Consider the following 12,975-nt stretch of genomic DNA (forward strand, 5'->3'; position numbering starts at 1 on the left):
TGGGCGCAGTTGGACATAGGTAAAAACACCATAGTAAGGCTTGAGTTAAAAGGGCAAAAGTTTGAGGTCGTAGTCGTTCCCGAAAAGGCGTGGAAGTACAAAGAAGGAGAACAGATCCCGCTTAAGGACGTATTTGTGACCGAGGAGGTTTTCAAGGACGTTGGAAGGGGAGAAAAGGCATCTGCGACGAATCTAGTTCAGGTTTTCGGAACTGACGACGAGTCAAAAGTGGCCCTAGAGGTGCTTAAGCGGGGAGAGTTGCTCCTCACGACGGAGCAGAGAAGGGAGATGGTGGAAGCAAAACGCAAGCAGATAATAAATCTCATAAGTAAAAGCGCCGTTGACCCAAAAACTAAACTTCCGCATCCCCCGACAAGAATAGAGCTTGCTCTCAATCAGGCGCGCTTTGCTGTTGATCCTTTCAAACCGGTGGAAGAACAGGTTAATGATGCAATTAAGGTCCTGAAACCCATATTGCCGATTAAGATTGTGCAGTTCAGTTTTAAGATAAGGGTGCCAGCGACCTATGCGTCAAAGACGTATAAGCAGATAACCTCGCTTGGCCAACTCAAGAGCTCTCAATGGGGAGATGATGGTTCCATAACCGTAACTATAACGGTACCCGGAGGGGCCAGGTCAGAAGTCATGGAGAAGATAAACAGCTTGACTCATGGCTCTGCAGAGGTCACGGTAGAGGAGGCTTAGGTGACTGTTTTTGTCAGAAAGAATAGAGAAAGTTCGTGAGGTTGTGGTCCCGGGCGAAAGGCTTTCTGATGAAGGCGCAAGGGCAGGAGAAGGTTGTTATCGTGATGACGGTAATGTCTTCTCCAGCTTCCTAGGTGTGGTAGAGAGAGACGAGCAGCGTGGCGTAAGAGTTAGGCCGCTGAGGGGTAAGTACATGCCCAAGGTCGACGATTTCGTCGTTGGAAAAATAATAGAGGTAGGCCTGACTGACTGGACCGTCGACATAAACTCTCCTTACGTCGGTAGGCTCGACTCAAGGGATGCTGGCATTGAGGTTGATCCCATAACCATCGACCTAAGGAGGTATTTTGATGTTGGAGATTATATAGGTGCTAAGGTGATAAGTTTTGACAGGGTCACTCCTCCCTCACTTACCGTTAAGGAAAGGGGGTTGGGAAAGATAAGGGGAGGCATACCCATATCCATAATACCCTCTCGCGTTCCCAGGGTCATAGGAAAGAAGGGCTCTATGATAAGCATGCTTGATAAAATGCTTAAAACCAAGTTAGTAGTTGGCCAGAACGGTTACATAATAATTCAGGGAGGGACGCCCGAGGACGTCTCCTTTACGATCTCGGTTTTGAGGAAGATCGAGGAGGAAGCCTATACCTATGGGCTTACGGATAGGATAAAGGAGCTTTTGATAAAGAGGTATGGAAATCAAAATGGCTAGACTATCACAAGAAGAGTTGCTTACGGATGAAGGGATAAGGAGCGACGGCAGAAAAATAGATGAGGCGAGGCCTTTCGAAGTTGAAGTTGGAGTGCTTACGCAAGCTGACGGCTCGGCGCTTGTAAGGCAGGGCAAAAACCTCATTTTGGCCGGTGTAATGGGCCCATATGAGGCTGAAAGGCACTCTCAGTACCTTGACAGAAGCTCGTTGAGGGTACGCTATCACATGCAGCCCTATTCTACCAACGAGAGGAAGTCACCCACTTATTCTAGAAGAGAGATAGAGCTGAGTCGCGCTATCAGGGAGGCTCTAGAACCAGCGGTCATACTTACGGAGCTGCCAAGGACGCAGATAGATGTGTTCGTGGAAGTACTTCAGGCGGATGGTGGAACGCGCTGCGCTTCGGTTAATGCCGCAAGTGTGGCTTTGGCCGATGCGGGTATTCCCATGCGCGATTTGGTAACGGCTGTGGCCATAGGCAAGGTAAGGGATACGTTGGTTGTTGACATAAATGATTTGGAAGACGAGAACGGACAGGCAGACTTTCCAATTGCCATGATGCCCAATAAGGGAAAGATAACTTTACTTCAAATGAATGGCCTTTTGACTCAAGATGAGATAAAGAGATCAGTTGATATGGCCAAGCGCGTTATTGACTCGCTTTACGCGGTTCAGGTAAACGCTTTAAAGAAGAAATATGCCCCGCTGGCGGCTCCTAACGAGGGATAGAAGATGCGTAGACCAAGTTTTCAGGGAAGTTTGGGCCAAGACTACCTGGAGTTTCTCCTTGCTAAGTTTAAGTCAAACGAAAGGGTGGATGGCAGGGCCTTGGACCAATACAGAAAGCTAGAGGTTTTGCCAGGTGTGGTACCTAAGGCAGATGGCAGCGCGCAAGTGAAACTGGGAGAAACTCAAGTGCTTGCGGGTATAAAGATAACGTCAGGAGCCCCATATGCCGACACGCCTGATGAGGGGGTGCTCACGGTTGGAATGGACTTGGCGCCCTTTGCACATCCAGATTTCCAGCCCGGTCCGCCTGATGAGCGGGGCATTGGGTGGGGGCGGGTTGTTGACAGGGGGATTAGGGAGGGCAAGGCTATAGACCTTGGGTCTCTGGTCATAGAGGAAGGAAAGAAGGTAGTCATAATATGGCTTGACATCACGGTGCTCAACCACGAAGGAAACGCTCAGGATGCCTCGTCGATAGCCGCGCTTGCCGCTCTTATGACAGCTAAGTTTCCGCCCGACATAGCGGAGTCCTTGGGTAAGGACTCGATCGAGCTAGCTCATTACCCCATATCGGTTACCGTTGGGAAGATAGGTGATTACCTCATTGTTGATCCCAGCTTAGAAGAGGAGGATTATCTCGATTCCGAGCTTTCCATAACGACTTTGGAGGATGGGCGGGTTTCATCCATGCAGAAGATATTATCGGGTGCGCTGACCGAAGACGAGGTCCTGCGCTGCGTTGAGCTCGCCAAGGAAAAAGGGGAAGAGCTAAGGGCTGCAGTCATGGACGTGGCAAAAAAGTATAAAAGCGCCGAAGAGAAGAAAGTGAACGAAGAATGAGCGCCATTAAAGAGCGTGCTGGCGGTGAGCTTGGAGTAAAGTACGGCATGAAACTTAGAAGAGATTACGTTAGGCTAAAGAGCCAGAGAAAGCAACCCATGCGTTGTCCCTCCTGCGGCAAGCATGTTGTAATGGACAGGATTGCAGCTGGGATATGGCGTTGCCCCAAGTGCGGTTATACCTTCACCGGGTCTGCGTTTAGCCCGAGGCCCTACAGCCAGGTCATAAGCGCCTAAAATGTCAGAATTCATCCGCGTCAGCATATCGGTTAGGGACAGGCTTGTGCAATACGTGGTGGAGGCGCTGAGACCTGACGATGATGATAACGTGAGTTTTGTTGTCTCTGGCGACCTTCTAACGGTGACAGCAGCCTTCAAGAGGGATGCCAAGGCTCGGGCATGGATCGAGTCTGAGGCCCGCATAATTTCGACAATCCTAAAAACTCTTAACCAAAGCTTACTATAATGGCTGAAGAAAGCGGTTCTGCGGATTATGCTGAGAGGCTGGAAAGCTTGACGGAACAGCTCAGGGCGACGACCCAAGAGCGTCAAAACATAGAGCTTGAAGTTAAAGATATAGAGCGGGTCCTAGGAGAAATCGAGGCGCTTCCAGATGGGGAGGCGGTTTATCAGCTAGTAGGCAACGTTATGATAAAGAAAGATCGCGAGACCATAAAGAAAGAGCTCGAAGAAAAAAAGGAAAGCGATAACCTGTACGTCCAGACGCTGAAGCAGCGCGAAGAAGCCCTGACAGCTGAGATAAACAAGCTTAGGAGAGACATGATACTTAAGAGTCAAGCTTTTCGCGCAACTGGAAGCTCGTGATTGATATGGAGGTAGGGAGCTTCGCCACGGCGTTAGAAGGAGCTTTGCCCGGCAAAAAGGTGGCAGTTTTTTCACATCCGCGCGTTGACCCCGATGGGTTTGCGTCAGCCTATGCCATGGTTTTTGTGGCAAAGAAGCTTGGTGCGTTTCGCGTTTACGCTTACCTTGACGACATGAATTCCTTGGCTAAACGCATGAATACCACTTTAAATTCAGAGCTTCCGCCTGAGGACTTCGTGCCCGAGGTGGCCATAGTAACAGATACATGTGGACTGAAATATAGCCACAGAGGTAGGGAGTTTTCTGGGAATGAGGTGTTCGTTATAGATCATCACGAGTGCGGTAAGCCTGAGTTGGCAACGGCTTTTGTTGATGTCAAATCATCTTCGTCGTGTGAACTCGTGCTTGACCTTATGGATGTGCTCGGAGTGCGGCCTGACCCCGTTTTGGCCACTGCGCTTCTGGGAGGAATTCTGTTCGACACGGGGGTTTTCAAGTATGCCACTCCTCATTCAATCAAGGCGGCCGCTAAGCTCATCGATTTGGGAGCCGACTATGGGACTGCCTTGAGCTTTTCCAAGAGAGAGCAGAGCAAGAACCTCAGGATGGCGCGGTTAAAAGCCGCGCAGAGGCTTAACATAGCCGAATTGGGTGATATAATTCTTGCTACATCTACCGTCGACATCTTTGAGGGTGAGGTGGCCGAAGCACTGTTATCGTTGGGTGCAGACGTGGCATTTGTGGCTGCGCCGCGGGGCAACGGCGTCAGGGTTTCTGGAAGGGCCGATGAAAAGGCCCTTTCTTATGGAGTTAACCTTGCCTCGTTTTTTGGCGAGAGCGGAGGAGGGCATGAAGGCGCCGCCGGTGCTCTTATGAGTGGTGACGCTCAGAGCGTTTTATTGAAGATAGCTCACGATTTTCTGGCACAATACGCGTACATATCATCTCATAGAAACGACTTAAAAATGAGTAGCTAAAAATCTGCGAGCCAAATGAAGCGTTGCGCGGAGGGTTGAGCCCACTTGAGGGCCATAGAAATAAGAGATCTATCGTTTGCCTACGAGGGTAGCGAGAGGCTTGCACTTGATGGCGTCAGCCTAGACGTGGAGCGCGGGGAATTCGTTGTGATCGCGGGACCCAGCGGATGCGGGAAGTCAACGCTCATTAAGGCTATTAACGGCTTAATACCCAGCTTTTACGGCGGCAGCTACAAAGGAGAGGTGAGGATAGAAGGGCACAACCCGGCGAAGGAACAACCGCACGAGCTTTTCAAGGTCGTTGGGACGGTTTTCCAGGAGCCAGATACGCAACTGCTCACCTTTTCCGTTGAGAGGGAGCTGGCTTTTCCCTTGGAGAACTCCGGAGTAAGCAGGACTGAGATGAAAGAGCTTGTTGAAGACGCGCTTAATAGGTTTGGCCTTTCTCACTTGAGGCATAGGTCACCCTCCGAGCTCAGCGGGGGAGAGCAGCAAAGGGTAGCCATAGCGGCTGCCCTTATCTCCAAGCCCAGCGTACTGCTTCTTGACGAGCCGACTTCAAGCCTTGATCCAAGGGCAGCCGTAGAGGTGCTCTCCGTGGTTCACGAGCTGAACAGATCTGGTATGACGGTTGTTATAAGTGAACATAGGTTGTCTCTGCTGTTGCCTTTTGCGCACAAGCTGGTGGTCATGAATCAAGGGCGGATAGTTGACCAGGGCCCTCCTTCAGAGGTTATATTGAGGATGGCCAATCAGGGGCTCGTAGAGGTTCCAGACGCTGTGGCGGCCTACCTTGGTCTCAAAGAGCTCGGGATCAGGTTTGATCGCGTTCCCATGGACGCGCGTCAGTTCTTGGATGAGGTGAGGTCCAGCACCGCCCTCATGAGGTGATCAGGTTATCGATAATAGAGTTCAATGAAGTAAGATATAGGTATCCTCTATCTGATTACGAGGTACTCAAGGGTGTAACGTTTAAGATAAAGCGCGGCGATAAGGTAGCCCTGATCGGCACCAATGGGTCGGGAAAGACGACAATATTAAAGCACATGAATGGCCTCCTTAAACCACATAGCGGAAGCGTCTTTATCGACGGTGTCGACACCAGGAGGGCTAAGGTGTCGGATTTAGCGAGAAAGGTGGGCATGGTTTTTCAAAACCCAAATCAGCAGCTTTTTGCCCAGACGTGCTGGGAAGAGGTTACGTTTGCCATGAGGAACTTTAATTTTCCTGAGGAAGAGATCTCCAAGAGGGCAGAGGGAGCGCTCAAGAGCTTCGGGCTTTGGGATTACAGAAACGAGTCGCCATTCCTGTTGAGTGCAGGCGAGAAAAAGCGGCTGGGCCTTGCCAGCGTTTTAGTCTATGAACCAAAAATACTTGTAATGGATGAACCTACATCAGGCCAGGATGTGGCACAGAAAAAAAAGATAGGCGAGTTGATCCAGAGCTTCAAGGGTGACGCCGTAATAGTAAGCACGCATGACCTTGACTTCGTGGCGCGTTACTTCGACAGGGTGATGATAGTAGAGAACGGAAGATTGGTTGCGGATGGCCAGGCTAGGGAGATCTTCTACAACGGTTCCTTGGAGAAGTTCGGCCTCTTAGAACCTCAAGTGGTGACGATCAGTAAAGGGCTGGGGATCGGGGGCAATCCGCTGACCGTTGAAGATCTTGTGAAGGAGTTTAAGGAGGGACAAAGAACATGAGCTGGGCAGCTGGCCTTTCGTTCGTTCATGGAAATTCTTTTTTGCATAGGTTGAATCCCATACCCAAGATAGTCATTGTTTTAGGTTTACTAGTGCTTTCAATATATGTGTTTCAAAGCATTGCTTATCTGTTGATTCTACTGACATTTACTATTGTTCTAGTGACGGCTGCCCATCAGCTGAAGAGGTGGTGGGGAACCATGAAGATGGCGATGGTTGTTGCCCTTGTGATAGGTCTTTTGGATTATGTTTTCCTTGGTAATGCGCTGTTTTCTGTAGCTATGGGGCTCAGGTTCATCGTTGTGGTGTCGGCATTCTCTGTTTTTTCCCTGACTACTGCGCCCGAAGACGTGGCGGGAGTGATGCTTACCACGGGCTTTCCCTACGCCCTAACTGTGGCCTTTATGATGTCCATAAGGTTTCTGCCATTACTTGCGCAAGAAGCTCAAAACATTATCGACGCTCAAAGTGCGAGGGGTTTTGACATGAGCACGCATAACCCCATAAAGATGGTGAAAAACTACGTGCCAATACTGGTGCCTTTGATAGTCATATCGTTGATGAAGGCAGATTCCGCCGGACAAGCGCTTGAGACAAGAGGTTTTGGGTACACGAAAGACGTGACCAGCTATAATGACGTTAAGCCGTCGGCCGTGGATTTGGTGCTCGTAATTATTACGTGCATAATAACTGGTTACCTCGTTTACCTCAAGTTGATAGGCCTAGGTTTTGGAGTTTGACTTGTCCCCTTTCTTGTGCGGCTTCACCTTGAGCTTCAATCCATCATAGCCTGTCACAATCACTCTCTCTCCAGCGGATATGTCCTCTGGTGAATCGGATATCGCAGACCAGAGCTCGCTCTCTAGGAATATTACGCCCTCTCCCCCGGCCTTTATACTTGTCCTGGCTTCACCTACTAGGCCTACCATGTACTGCGGTAACCTGTAGGTCGGCCTCCTCTTCCTGACGGTTGTCGCAGCGAACCCGATCCCCAAGATCACCCCTATCGTGATAATTATGACGCCTATGGTGGTCTCCAGCAGGTCGCCTGTAAGCAGACCGTTTACTGCTATGAAAAGACCGACCAGATTTATAATAACAACCAATATTAGTGGTCTTATCCCATATATCAAAATCCTGTCAGCGAGCCCGTTTAGCGTGCCCTTTCCCGGTTGTTCGTTAGACAACTCGGGCCACGCTACATTTCTTTATGGTCTCTTCAGCCTCTTTCTTGTTCATCCATCCCAGTACCTTTACGAATTTTTCGGGTTCCAGTTCTTTATAGTGATTGAAGAAGTGCTCGATCTCGTTCCTTATGGGGCTTGAAATTTGAGTTATATCATCTATATCTGAGTAAAAAGGATCGATGTTGCCATAAGGCACGGCTATTATCTTTGTGTCCTCACCTTTTTCATCTACGGTCTTTAGCGCTCCCACGGGTTTGCTTCTTACTATGGTACCGGGTGTGACGGCTTCACGGCTTATCACCAGGCAGTCGAGAGGATCACCATCAGGCGCTGCAGTTCCTTCAATGAAGCCATAGTTGAAGGGATAGTGGGCAGCCGCGTAAAGGAACCTGTCGACGTAGATTTTCCCCGTTTTATGATCTATTTCGTATTTTACGTCGCTGCCCTGAGGGATCTCTATTACGACGTTGACCTGCATAAATAAACACGGCTGCGCACTTTTAACCCTGACGCTATCAAGCATTTTTGATTATCTAACAAAAAATAGGTAGGCTTAAATCCAGTTAGCCCTTTAGCACGAATTGCCAACGCAACCGCGCTCGAAGCTGGTGGCAAGGGTAGGAGCTCTCGTAGCTCTCTCGGTCATGGCTGATCTGTTTCCCATGCCAAGGGTGTTCTTTGGAATGAAGTTGGACCTAGTTGGTACGGTTTGGGTGAGCGGCTTCTTGCTTTTTGGCTTTGAAACTGCCACTTATACGTCGTTGGGTACCTTTCTGCTCATGACCGCCTATGGACCAACTGGTTTCGTGGGCGCTGCCATGAAGTTTGCTGCAACTTACCCCATGATATTGATGCCGTGGCTCATTACGAGAAAGGTCCCAAAGAAATTGCTCGTAACGCCCTCATCTAGGGGTGCGCTGTTGTATGGGTTTGCATCAGGGATTGCCATAGCGGTTAGGGTTGTTTTGACATTTGTACTGAACTACTATTGGGCGATACCAACTTTCATGGGTTTACCCACTCAGGAGGTTATCCAGAGGTTCTTTGCGGGTTCCTTTCTGAGCTTTTTTGCTTTCGTGGCAGGGTTGAACGTCGCCCAGGGAGTGCTGGATGCGGCTTTGCCATGGATCCTGGTTGTAAGGTCTGGACTTGTTAGGGTTTTGGGTTATGGGCGCTAGAATTTCTTTCCTCTCTTATTGCTCTTATTTTATAATCTAGGTATGGATCGTCGGGAGAGAACTTTGCCGGCGCGGCCTGTACGGTCGCCGCCCCGCACCTTGGGCACCTTGGCTTTAACGTGTAGGTTCCGCACCTTGGGCACCTCATTATTTGATGCTTCAGCGTGCCCACCCTAAGACTTCATTCTCTCTATCGAGAGCGAGCCACCGCTTTTCTTGACGTATTCAGCGAAGGCTCCATTTAGTTCTTGGGAGCGTGCTTCGAGCTCCTTGTAGTTAGTGTCGCTGATTTTTACAAGGTAAGATGGTGCGCTCAGATAAGATACCTTAACCTTTAAGCCAGCCTCCTTTGCGAGGTCTTCGAAGCGAGAAAACGCCACTTTTACCTTATTTATACCGCCCTTTCCTTCAAAAAACAGATTGAACCTAAACGATATGGCCACGGTCTCAGCCTTGACGTGCCTTTCTATTAGGGGATAAAGCGTGGAAACCCATTGATCGGGTATGCCCGCTTTCTTAAGAACATCGCTACCGGTCTCAAGCGTCGTGGTCAGCGCCGCGTAAGCGTCACCGTACTTTTCCTCTAATGGCCAAATCACTTCCCTATAAGCGTCTTCCTTGCTCTTTCCAAGGGCCTTTGCAGCAACCATTACCACTGCCTCTACTTTTTTCTCCTTATTCCACTGGGATAGCGTCTTCTCTTGCTCTCCTGCGCTTATCTTTTTCAGCGAAAGAACTATTTGGTTTTTTGAGGGATCAACCATTATAACCTTGAGAGGCATCTTTCTTCCCTCCTTCACGTAATCATGTATGTTTTTCACCCAGCCGCTAGCGATCTCGTTTATGGGAAGGTAGCCGTGAAGCCCGTTAAAAGAGTCCAAGGTCACGTATGCGCCATGCTCCTCAAGCTTGTCAATGGTAACAACGACGTTCATACCAACGTAGGGGAATTTCTCCCTTCTAAGTATGACCATGGTTAACCCTCCTTTATCCGCATAAAATCTTTTCTTTTTTAGCATCCGTTAGTGGGCATGGCGTTTGTTCTCAGTGGCAGGCCCGCGCCTGCCGCGTGAGCGGGGATGGTTATCACGCGGGTCTCGACTGGATCGCTTATCTCAAGGTGGAGGTGATATTTTTAGGCTATAACTTTAATACTGAATAAGCCTAGTAAATTAGCTTGGCTAAACTGGTCTTAAAGGATCCAAGAGAATTCAGGGATATAATTCAAAACGCGTCGAGCGTGGTATCGGAGGGTGTTTTTAGGGTATCAAGCGACGGGCTTACCATGAAGGAGCTTGATCCAAGCAGAATAGCCATGGTGGAGTTTAGTTTTCCACCATCGTGTTTTGAAGCGCTGAATAGCGAGGGTGAGGAAAAGCTTGGGGTAAACTTGGAAGAGTTGCTAAACGTGCTCAAACGGTTGAGACCAGACGATTCCATGGCGTTGGAAAGCGATAAGGGCAGACTTACGGTTTCCCTTTCGGTGAATAAGTACACGAGATCTTTCAAGATACCCTTGCTTGATCTAGGAGGTCAAGAAACACCTACGATCAACGTCCAGTACACGAGTAGGTACAACATACTTGCGGACGGCCTTGCTTCAAGCATAAAGGACGCTGCGACCGTTGCGGATGAGGTTACCTTCAGTTCATCTAAGGACGAGTCCCTTCTGATATCTGCTAGCAGCGATAAGGGTTCCGTTGAGCAAAGGCTAACCAGAGAAAGTGGGATGATATTGGATGCTAAGGTATTGGAGGAGGCCACTGCTAAGTATAGCTTACAATACCTGGAGATGATAACTTCTTTTAAGGGATCTCCGAGCGTTCTCCTGGAGTTTGCTCAAGATAAACCACTTCACTTGGAGTATAAAATGCCAGATGGGGCCTCCTTCCAGTTCATACTGGCTCCGCGCTTATAGCGAGCAACTATGCCCGCAGGATCCGAAGTCCTGAAAAAATATCCTTTTCTAAGGGGAGCAGAAGAGCTTGTCGAGGGCTTATCGCTTACAAATCTCTCCGATTTCCCTAGAGTTCTGGAGCTTGCTGAGAAAAAAATACGCTACATGCTTGGGCTCTCAGGGGAAAGGGACTATCCAATGGATAAGAGAGATGCGGTTGCGGCTTTCAGCGCATCGCTGGCGATGGCCTCGGCTACGGGCAGTCGTCGCCTGATAAGGTCTTATGCATCAGCGCTTTCTAGGGAGCTTGAGAAGGAGCTCTCGACGGATGCTCCAGATATCTATGAGGAGGTCGCTGCGTCTTTAGGCGTGAAGGCGCAGCTCGATGGAAAGGAGTTCAAGATGTCGTTACTGGACTACCTTTCGCTTAAGGGGATAGATAATGAACCCGACCTTTTGCTCCCACAGCTTAAGGTGGAGCATGGGGTCGTTTACTTCCAGGTAAACGTTTTCAGGAAGCTCGTCTCAACGGTTTTCAGGAGGACTCTTGTGGAGAAAATGGAATCACAGATGAGAGAGCTTTCCGCGGCAGCCATAGACCCCAAGGTGAAGGATGCAATAGCCTCGATATCAGCTGAGTTCTCAAAACGGAGGGGCGAGGAAGTCGATATATCATCGCTTTCGCCTATTGAATCCTTGTTCCCTCCATGCGTGAAGTTCTGGATATCCCAGATGAACAAGGGCATAAACATCCCACATCAGGCTAGGTTCTTAGTTGCGACGTTTCTTCTTTCGATAGATATGAGCGTTGACGACGTATTGAAGTACTTCAGCCATACGCCTGATTACGATGAGCACATAGCCCGCTATCAGATAGAGGACTTGGCAGGGCAAAGGGGATCAGGAAAAAAGTACTCCGTACCTAGGTGCGAAACGCTTCGCACGTCTGGCGTTTGCACGTGCAGACAGGGGCTGTGCCAGCACATGACGCATCCCCTGCTTTACTACAAGATATCCATACAGAAGAGATTGAATGGGGATCCCAATGCAGGAAGAGATTGTGCGGGCTCATTTTCATGAGTATTACGCTGGGATTGATGCTGAAAAGCTCTTCATCCCAGATCTTCCCAAGAGGGAATTTGGATTTCTCAGGCCAGACAAGCGCGAGATGATTAGGCACCTTTCGTTTTATGATGTGAGTTCATTGAAAAGCTACCTTATGTCTATACCGATTTCTCATGTTTACTCTTCAACAGCAATTTACAGAGATCCAAGCAATAAAGACATGAACGCTAAGGGATGGGAAGGGAGCGATATGGTCTTTGAGTTCGACGCCGATCACGTTAAGCAGTTGAAGGATAAGCCGAACGTGAGATCTGGTGTGCTTGATGGGTCAGATTGGTCCCTTATAAAGGACCACACGTGGCGCCTCGTAAACGATTTTTTACTAGATGACTTCGGTTTTAGCCAAAATGACATATCGATAAACTTCTCCGGAAACAGGGGGTTTCACGTGAGAGTTTCTTCAAAGCCTTACCTGCAGTTGAGCCAAGAGGGCAGAAGAAGGCTTGCATCTTACATAAACGGGGCGGATTTAGATGTCGACCTAATTTATTCAAAACTAAAGCAGCGCGGGCGCGCGAAGATAATAGCATTATCTCAGCCAGGGTGGATGAGCAAGGTAGCTAAGGTAATAGGAGATGGTCAAAACTCGGTTGAGGAAGCCATAGATTCAATAGCTCTTGATATCGATGAGAATGTCTTGCTCGATTTGCATAGGTTGATCAGGCACGTTAATACGCTTCATGCCTCTACGGGAATGATTGTTATGCCAGTAAGGGACCTGGAAAGTTTCGTACCTTATGAGGATGCGCTGGTGCCATGCGATGAAGAAGTGCGCGTAAAGTTCGGAGACCTTAGGCCTTACTCCGGCATAAGTGTCGGTGGTCTTACCCTGTCAGAAGGTCTCAGTGGCAAGGATATGCGCGTTAACAGGAGCGTTGCCGTTTTCCTGGTTTTAAAGGGATTAGCTAAGGGTAATAACTGAAAGGTAAAATAATCCCTTAAGGGGCTTGTCAATTCAACGATCGGCATATCTAAGCGTAGCTCATGCAACCTCTGATTACAATCTTCGCAATCGTGAGCTCGGGTCGGATTAGCCTTATCATCTATTATGCCCATTACGCGGAACGCTGATAACTGCATCAGGACCCTTATTCCGA

Annotated in this window: 19 protein-coding genes; 15 read left to right on the forward strand and 4 right to left on the reverse strand. The window is 49.0% G+C overall.

Annotation, left to right across the window (positions count from 1 at the left end):
• The first annotated feature begins 9 nt into the window (after positions 1-9).
• Genes PRZ02_RS04480 through PRZ02_RS04530 form a run of 11 tightly spaced genes read left to right on the forward strand, consistent with a single transcriptional unit; the run spans position 10 to position 7,231 of the window.
• Complete coding sequence (locus tag PRZ02_RS04480; protein ID WP_449464639.1) at positions 10-705, forward strand: ribosome assembly factor SBDS; 696 nt, start codon at positions 10-12, stop codon at positions 703-705.
• A 10-nt stretch (positions 706-715) separates the two neighbouring features.
• Positions 716-1,417: an exosome complex RNA-binding protein Rrp4 gene (gene rrp4, locus PRZ02_RS04485; protein WP_449464640.1), complete on the forward strand. Its 702-nt coding sequence runs from the start codon at positions 716-718 to the stop codon at positions 1,415-1,417.
• A complete protein-coding gene (rrp41, locus tag PRZ02_RS04490) occupies positions 1,410-2,147 on the forward strand; it encodes an exosome complex exonuclease Rrp41 (RefSeq protein WP_449464859.1) in 738 nt (245 codons plus the stop codon). Before rrp4 ends, rrp41 begins: the two co-directional genes overlap by 8 nt.
• A gap of 3 nt (positions 2,148-2,150) precedes the next feature.
• Positions 2,151-2,987: an exosome complex protein Rrp42 gene (gene rrp42, locus PRZ02_RS04495; RefSeq protein ID WP_449464641.1), complete on the forward strand. Its 837-nt coding sequence runs from the start codon at positions 2,151-2,153 to the stop codon at positions 2,985-2,987.
• Complete coding sequence (locus PRZ02_RS04500; protein ID WP_449464642.1) at positions 2,984-3,223, forward strand: hypothetical protein; 240 nt, start codon at positions 2,984-2,986, stop codon at positions 3,221-3,223. The genes rrp42 and PRZ02_RS04500 overlap by 4 nt, the downstream gene beginning before the upstream one ends.
• A 1-nt stretch (position 3,224) precedes the next feature.
• Positions 3,225-3,452 (forward strand): hypothetical protein, encoded by a 228-nt coding sequence (locus PRZ02_RS04505; protein WP_449464643.1) that lies wholly within the window; start codon positions 3,225-3,227, stop codon positions 3,450-3,452.
• Positions 3,452-3,811, forward strand: a complete 360-nt coding sequence (locus PRZ02_RS04510) for a prefoldin subunit (RefSeq protein WP_449464644.1) — start codon at positions 3,452-3,454, stop codon at positions 3,809-3,811. The genes PRZ02_RS04505 and PRZ02_RS04510 overlap by 1 nt, the downstream gene beginning before the upstream one ends.
• Before the next feature lie 5 nt (positions 3,812-3,816).
• Positions 3,817-4,788 (forward strand): DHH family phosphoesterase, encoded by a 972-nt coding sequence (locus PRZ02_RS04515; protein ID WP_449464645.1) that lies wholly within the window; start codon positions 3,817-3,819, stop codon positions 4,786-4,788.
• Positions 4,789-4,833: 45 nt separating this feature from the next.
• Positions 4,834-5,679: an energy-coupling factor ABC transporter ATP-binding protein gene (locus PRZ02_RS04520; RefSeq protein WP_449464646.1), complete on the forward strand. Its 846-nt coding sequence runs from the start codon at positions 4,834-4,836 to the stop codon at positions 5,677-5,679.
• Complete coding sequence (locus tag PRZ02_RS04525) at positions 5,676-6,491, forward strand: energy-coupling factor ABC transporter ATP-binding protein (RefSeq protein ID WP_449464647.1); 816 nt, start codon at positions 5,676-5,678, stop codon at positions 6,489-6,491. Before PRZ02_RS04520 ends, PRZ02_RS04525 begins: the two co-directional genes overlap by 4 nt.
• Positions 6,488-7,231 carry an energy-coupling factor transporter transmembrane component T family protein gene (locus tag PRZ02_RS04530; protein ID WP_449464648.1) on the forward strand — a complete coding sequence of 248 codons (744 nt, stop codon included), beginning with the start codon at positions 6,488-6,490 and terminating at the stop codon, positions 7,229-7,231. The genes PRZ02_RS04525 and PRZ02_RS04530 overlap by 4 nt, the downstream gene beginning before the upstream one ends.
• Here the strand turns inward: PRZ02_RS04530 and PRZ02_RS04535 are convergent.
• Both PRZ02_RS04535 and ppa read right to left on the reverse strand, forming a co-directional pair.
• A complete protein-coding gene (locus tag PRZ02_RS04535; RefSeq protein WP_449464649.1) occupies positions 7,214-7,678 on the reverse strand; it encodes an NfeD family protein in 465 nt (154 codons plus the stop codon). The two genes, PRZ02_RS04530 and PRZ02_RS04535, sit on opposite strands and share 18 nt — an antisense overlap.
• Positions 7,671-8,156: an inorganic diphosphatase gene (gene ppa / locus PRZ02_RS04540; RefSeq protein WP_449464650.1), complete on the reverse strand. Its 486-nt coding sequence runs from the start codon at positions 8,154-8,156 to the stop codon at positions 7,671-7,673. The genes PRZ02_RS04535 and ppa overlap by 8 nt, the downstream gene beginning before the upstream one ends.
• A gap of 103 nt (positions 8,157-8,259) precedes the next feature.
• Between ppa and PRZ02_RS04545 the strand changes: the two genes are divergently transcribed.
• Positions 8,260-8,856, forward strand: coding sequence for a hypothetical protein (locus PRZ02_RS04545; RefSeq protein WP_449464651.1), 597 nt, complete (start codon positions 8,260-8,262; stop codon positions 8,854-8,856).
• Here PRZ02_RS04545 and PRZ02_RS04550 read toward each other — a convergent pair.
• A complete protein-coding gene (locus PRZ02_RS04550) occupies positions 8,831-9,028 on the reverse strand; it encodes an RNA-protein complex protein Nop10 (protein ID WP_449464652.1) in 198 nt (65 codons plus the stop codon). The genes PRZ02_RS04545 and PRZ02_RS04550 overlap by 26 nt on opposite strands.
• Position 9,029: 1 nt before the next feature.
• Positions 9,030-9,830, reverse strand: coding sequence for a translation initiation factor IF-2 subunit alpha (locus tag PRZ02_RS04555; protein ID WP_449464653.1), 801 nt, complete (start codon positions 9,828-9,830; stop codon positions 9,030-9,032).
• Positions 9,831-10,033: 203 nt separating this feature from the next.
• Here PRZ02_RS04555 and PRZ02_RS04560 point away from each other — a divergent pair, with 203 nt between their 5' ends.
• The 3 genes from PRZ02_RS04560 to PRZ02_RS04570 are packed head-to-tail and all read left to right on the forward strand — an operon-like array spanning position 10,034 to position 12,800.
• Positions 10,034-10,774, forward strand: a complete 741-nt coding sequence (locus PRZ02_RS04560) for a DNA polymerase sliding clamp (protein ID WP_449464654.1) — start codon at positions 10,034-10,036, stop codon at positions 10,772-10,774.
• Positions 10,775-10,783: 9 nt separating this feature from the next.
• The gene (locus PRZ02_RS04565) at positions 10,784-11,833 is read left to right on the forward strand and encodes a hypothetical protein (protein ID WP_449464655.1); all 1,050 of its coding nucleotides are present in this window, start codon (positions 10,784-10,786) and stop codon (positions 11,831-11,833) included.
• The gene (locus PRZ02_RS04570; RefSeq protein WP_449464656.1) at positions 11,799-12,800 is read left to right on the forward strand and encodes a DNA primase small subunit domain-containing protein; all 1,002 of its coding nucleotides are present in this window, start codon (positions 11,799-11,801) and stop codon (positions 12,798-12,800) included. The genes PRZ02_RS04565 and PRZ02_RS04570 overlap by 35 nt, the downstream gene beginning before the upstream one ends.
• The last annotated feature ends 175 nt before the right edge of the window (positions 12,801-12,975 follow it).

The organism is Tardisphaera saccharovorans (assembly GCF_046635845.1).
In the GTDB taxonomy this organism is placed as follows: Archaea; Thermoproteota; Thermoprotei_A; order Marsarchaeales; family UBA168; genus UBA168.

Bases quoted from the DNA above. Each gene is read 5' to 3' on its own strand.
- PRZ02_RS04570 (WP_449464656.1), top strand. From the start codon at position 11,799: ATGCAGGAAGAGATTGTGCGGGCTCATTTTCATGAGTATTACGCTGGG.
- PRZ02_RS04505 (WP_449464643.1), top strand. From the start codon at position 3,225: ATGTCAGAATTCATCCGCGTCAGCATATCGGTTAGGGACAGGCTTGTG.
- rrp42 (WP_449464641.1), top strand. From the start codon at position 2,151: ATGCGTAGACCAAGTTTTCAGGGAAGTTTGGGCCAAGACTACCTGGAG.
- PRZ02_RS04515 (WP_449464645.1), top strand. From the start codon at position 3,817: ATGGAGGTAGGGAGCTTCGCCACGGCGTTAGAAGGAGCTTTGCCCGGC.
- PRZ02_RS04510 (WP_449464644.1), top strand. From the start codon at position 3,452: ATGGCTGAAGAAAGCGGTTCTGCGGATTATGCTGAGAGGCTGGAAAGC.
- PRZ02_RS04500 (WP_449464642.1), top strand. From the start codon at position 2,984: ATGAGCGCCATTAAAGAGCGTGCTGGCGGTGAGCTTGGAGTAAAGTAC.
- ppa (WP_449464650.1), bottom strand. From the start codon at position 8,156: ATGCAGGTCAACGTCGTAATAGAGATCCCTCAGGGCAGCGACGTAAAA.
- PRZ02_RS04555 (WP_449464653.1), bottom strand. From the start codon at position 9,830: ATGGTCATACTTAGAAGGGAGAAATTCCCCTACGTTGGTATGAACGTC.
- PRZ02_RS04565 (WP_449464655.1), top strand. From the start codon at position 10,784: ATGCCCGCAGGATCCGAAGTCCTGAAAAAATATCCTTTTCTAAGGGGA.
- rrp41 (WP_449464859.1), top strand. From the start codon at position 1,410: ATGGCTAGACTATCACAAGAAGAGTTGCTTACGGATGAAGGGATAAGG.
- PRZ02_RS04530 (WP_449464648.1), top strand. From the start codon at position 6,488: ATGAGCTGGGCAGCTGGCCTTTCGTTCGTTCATGGAAATTCTTTTTTG.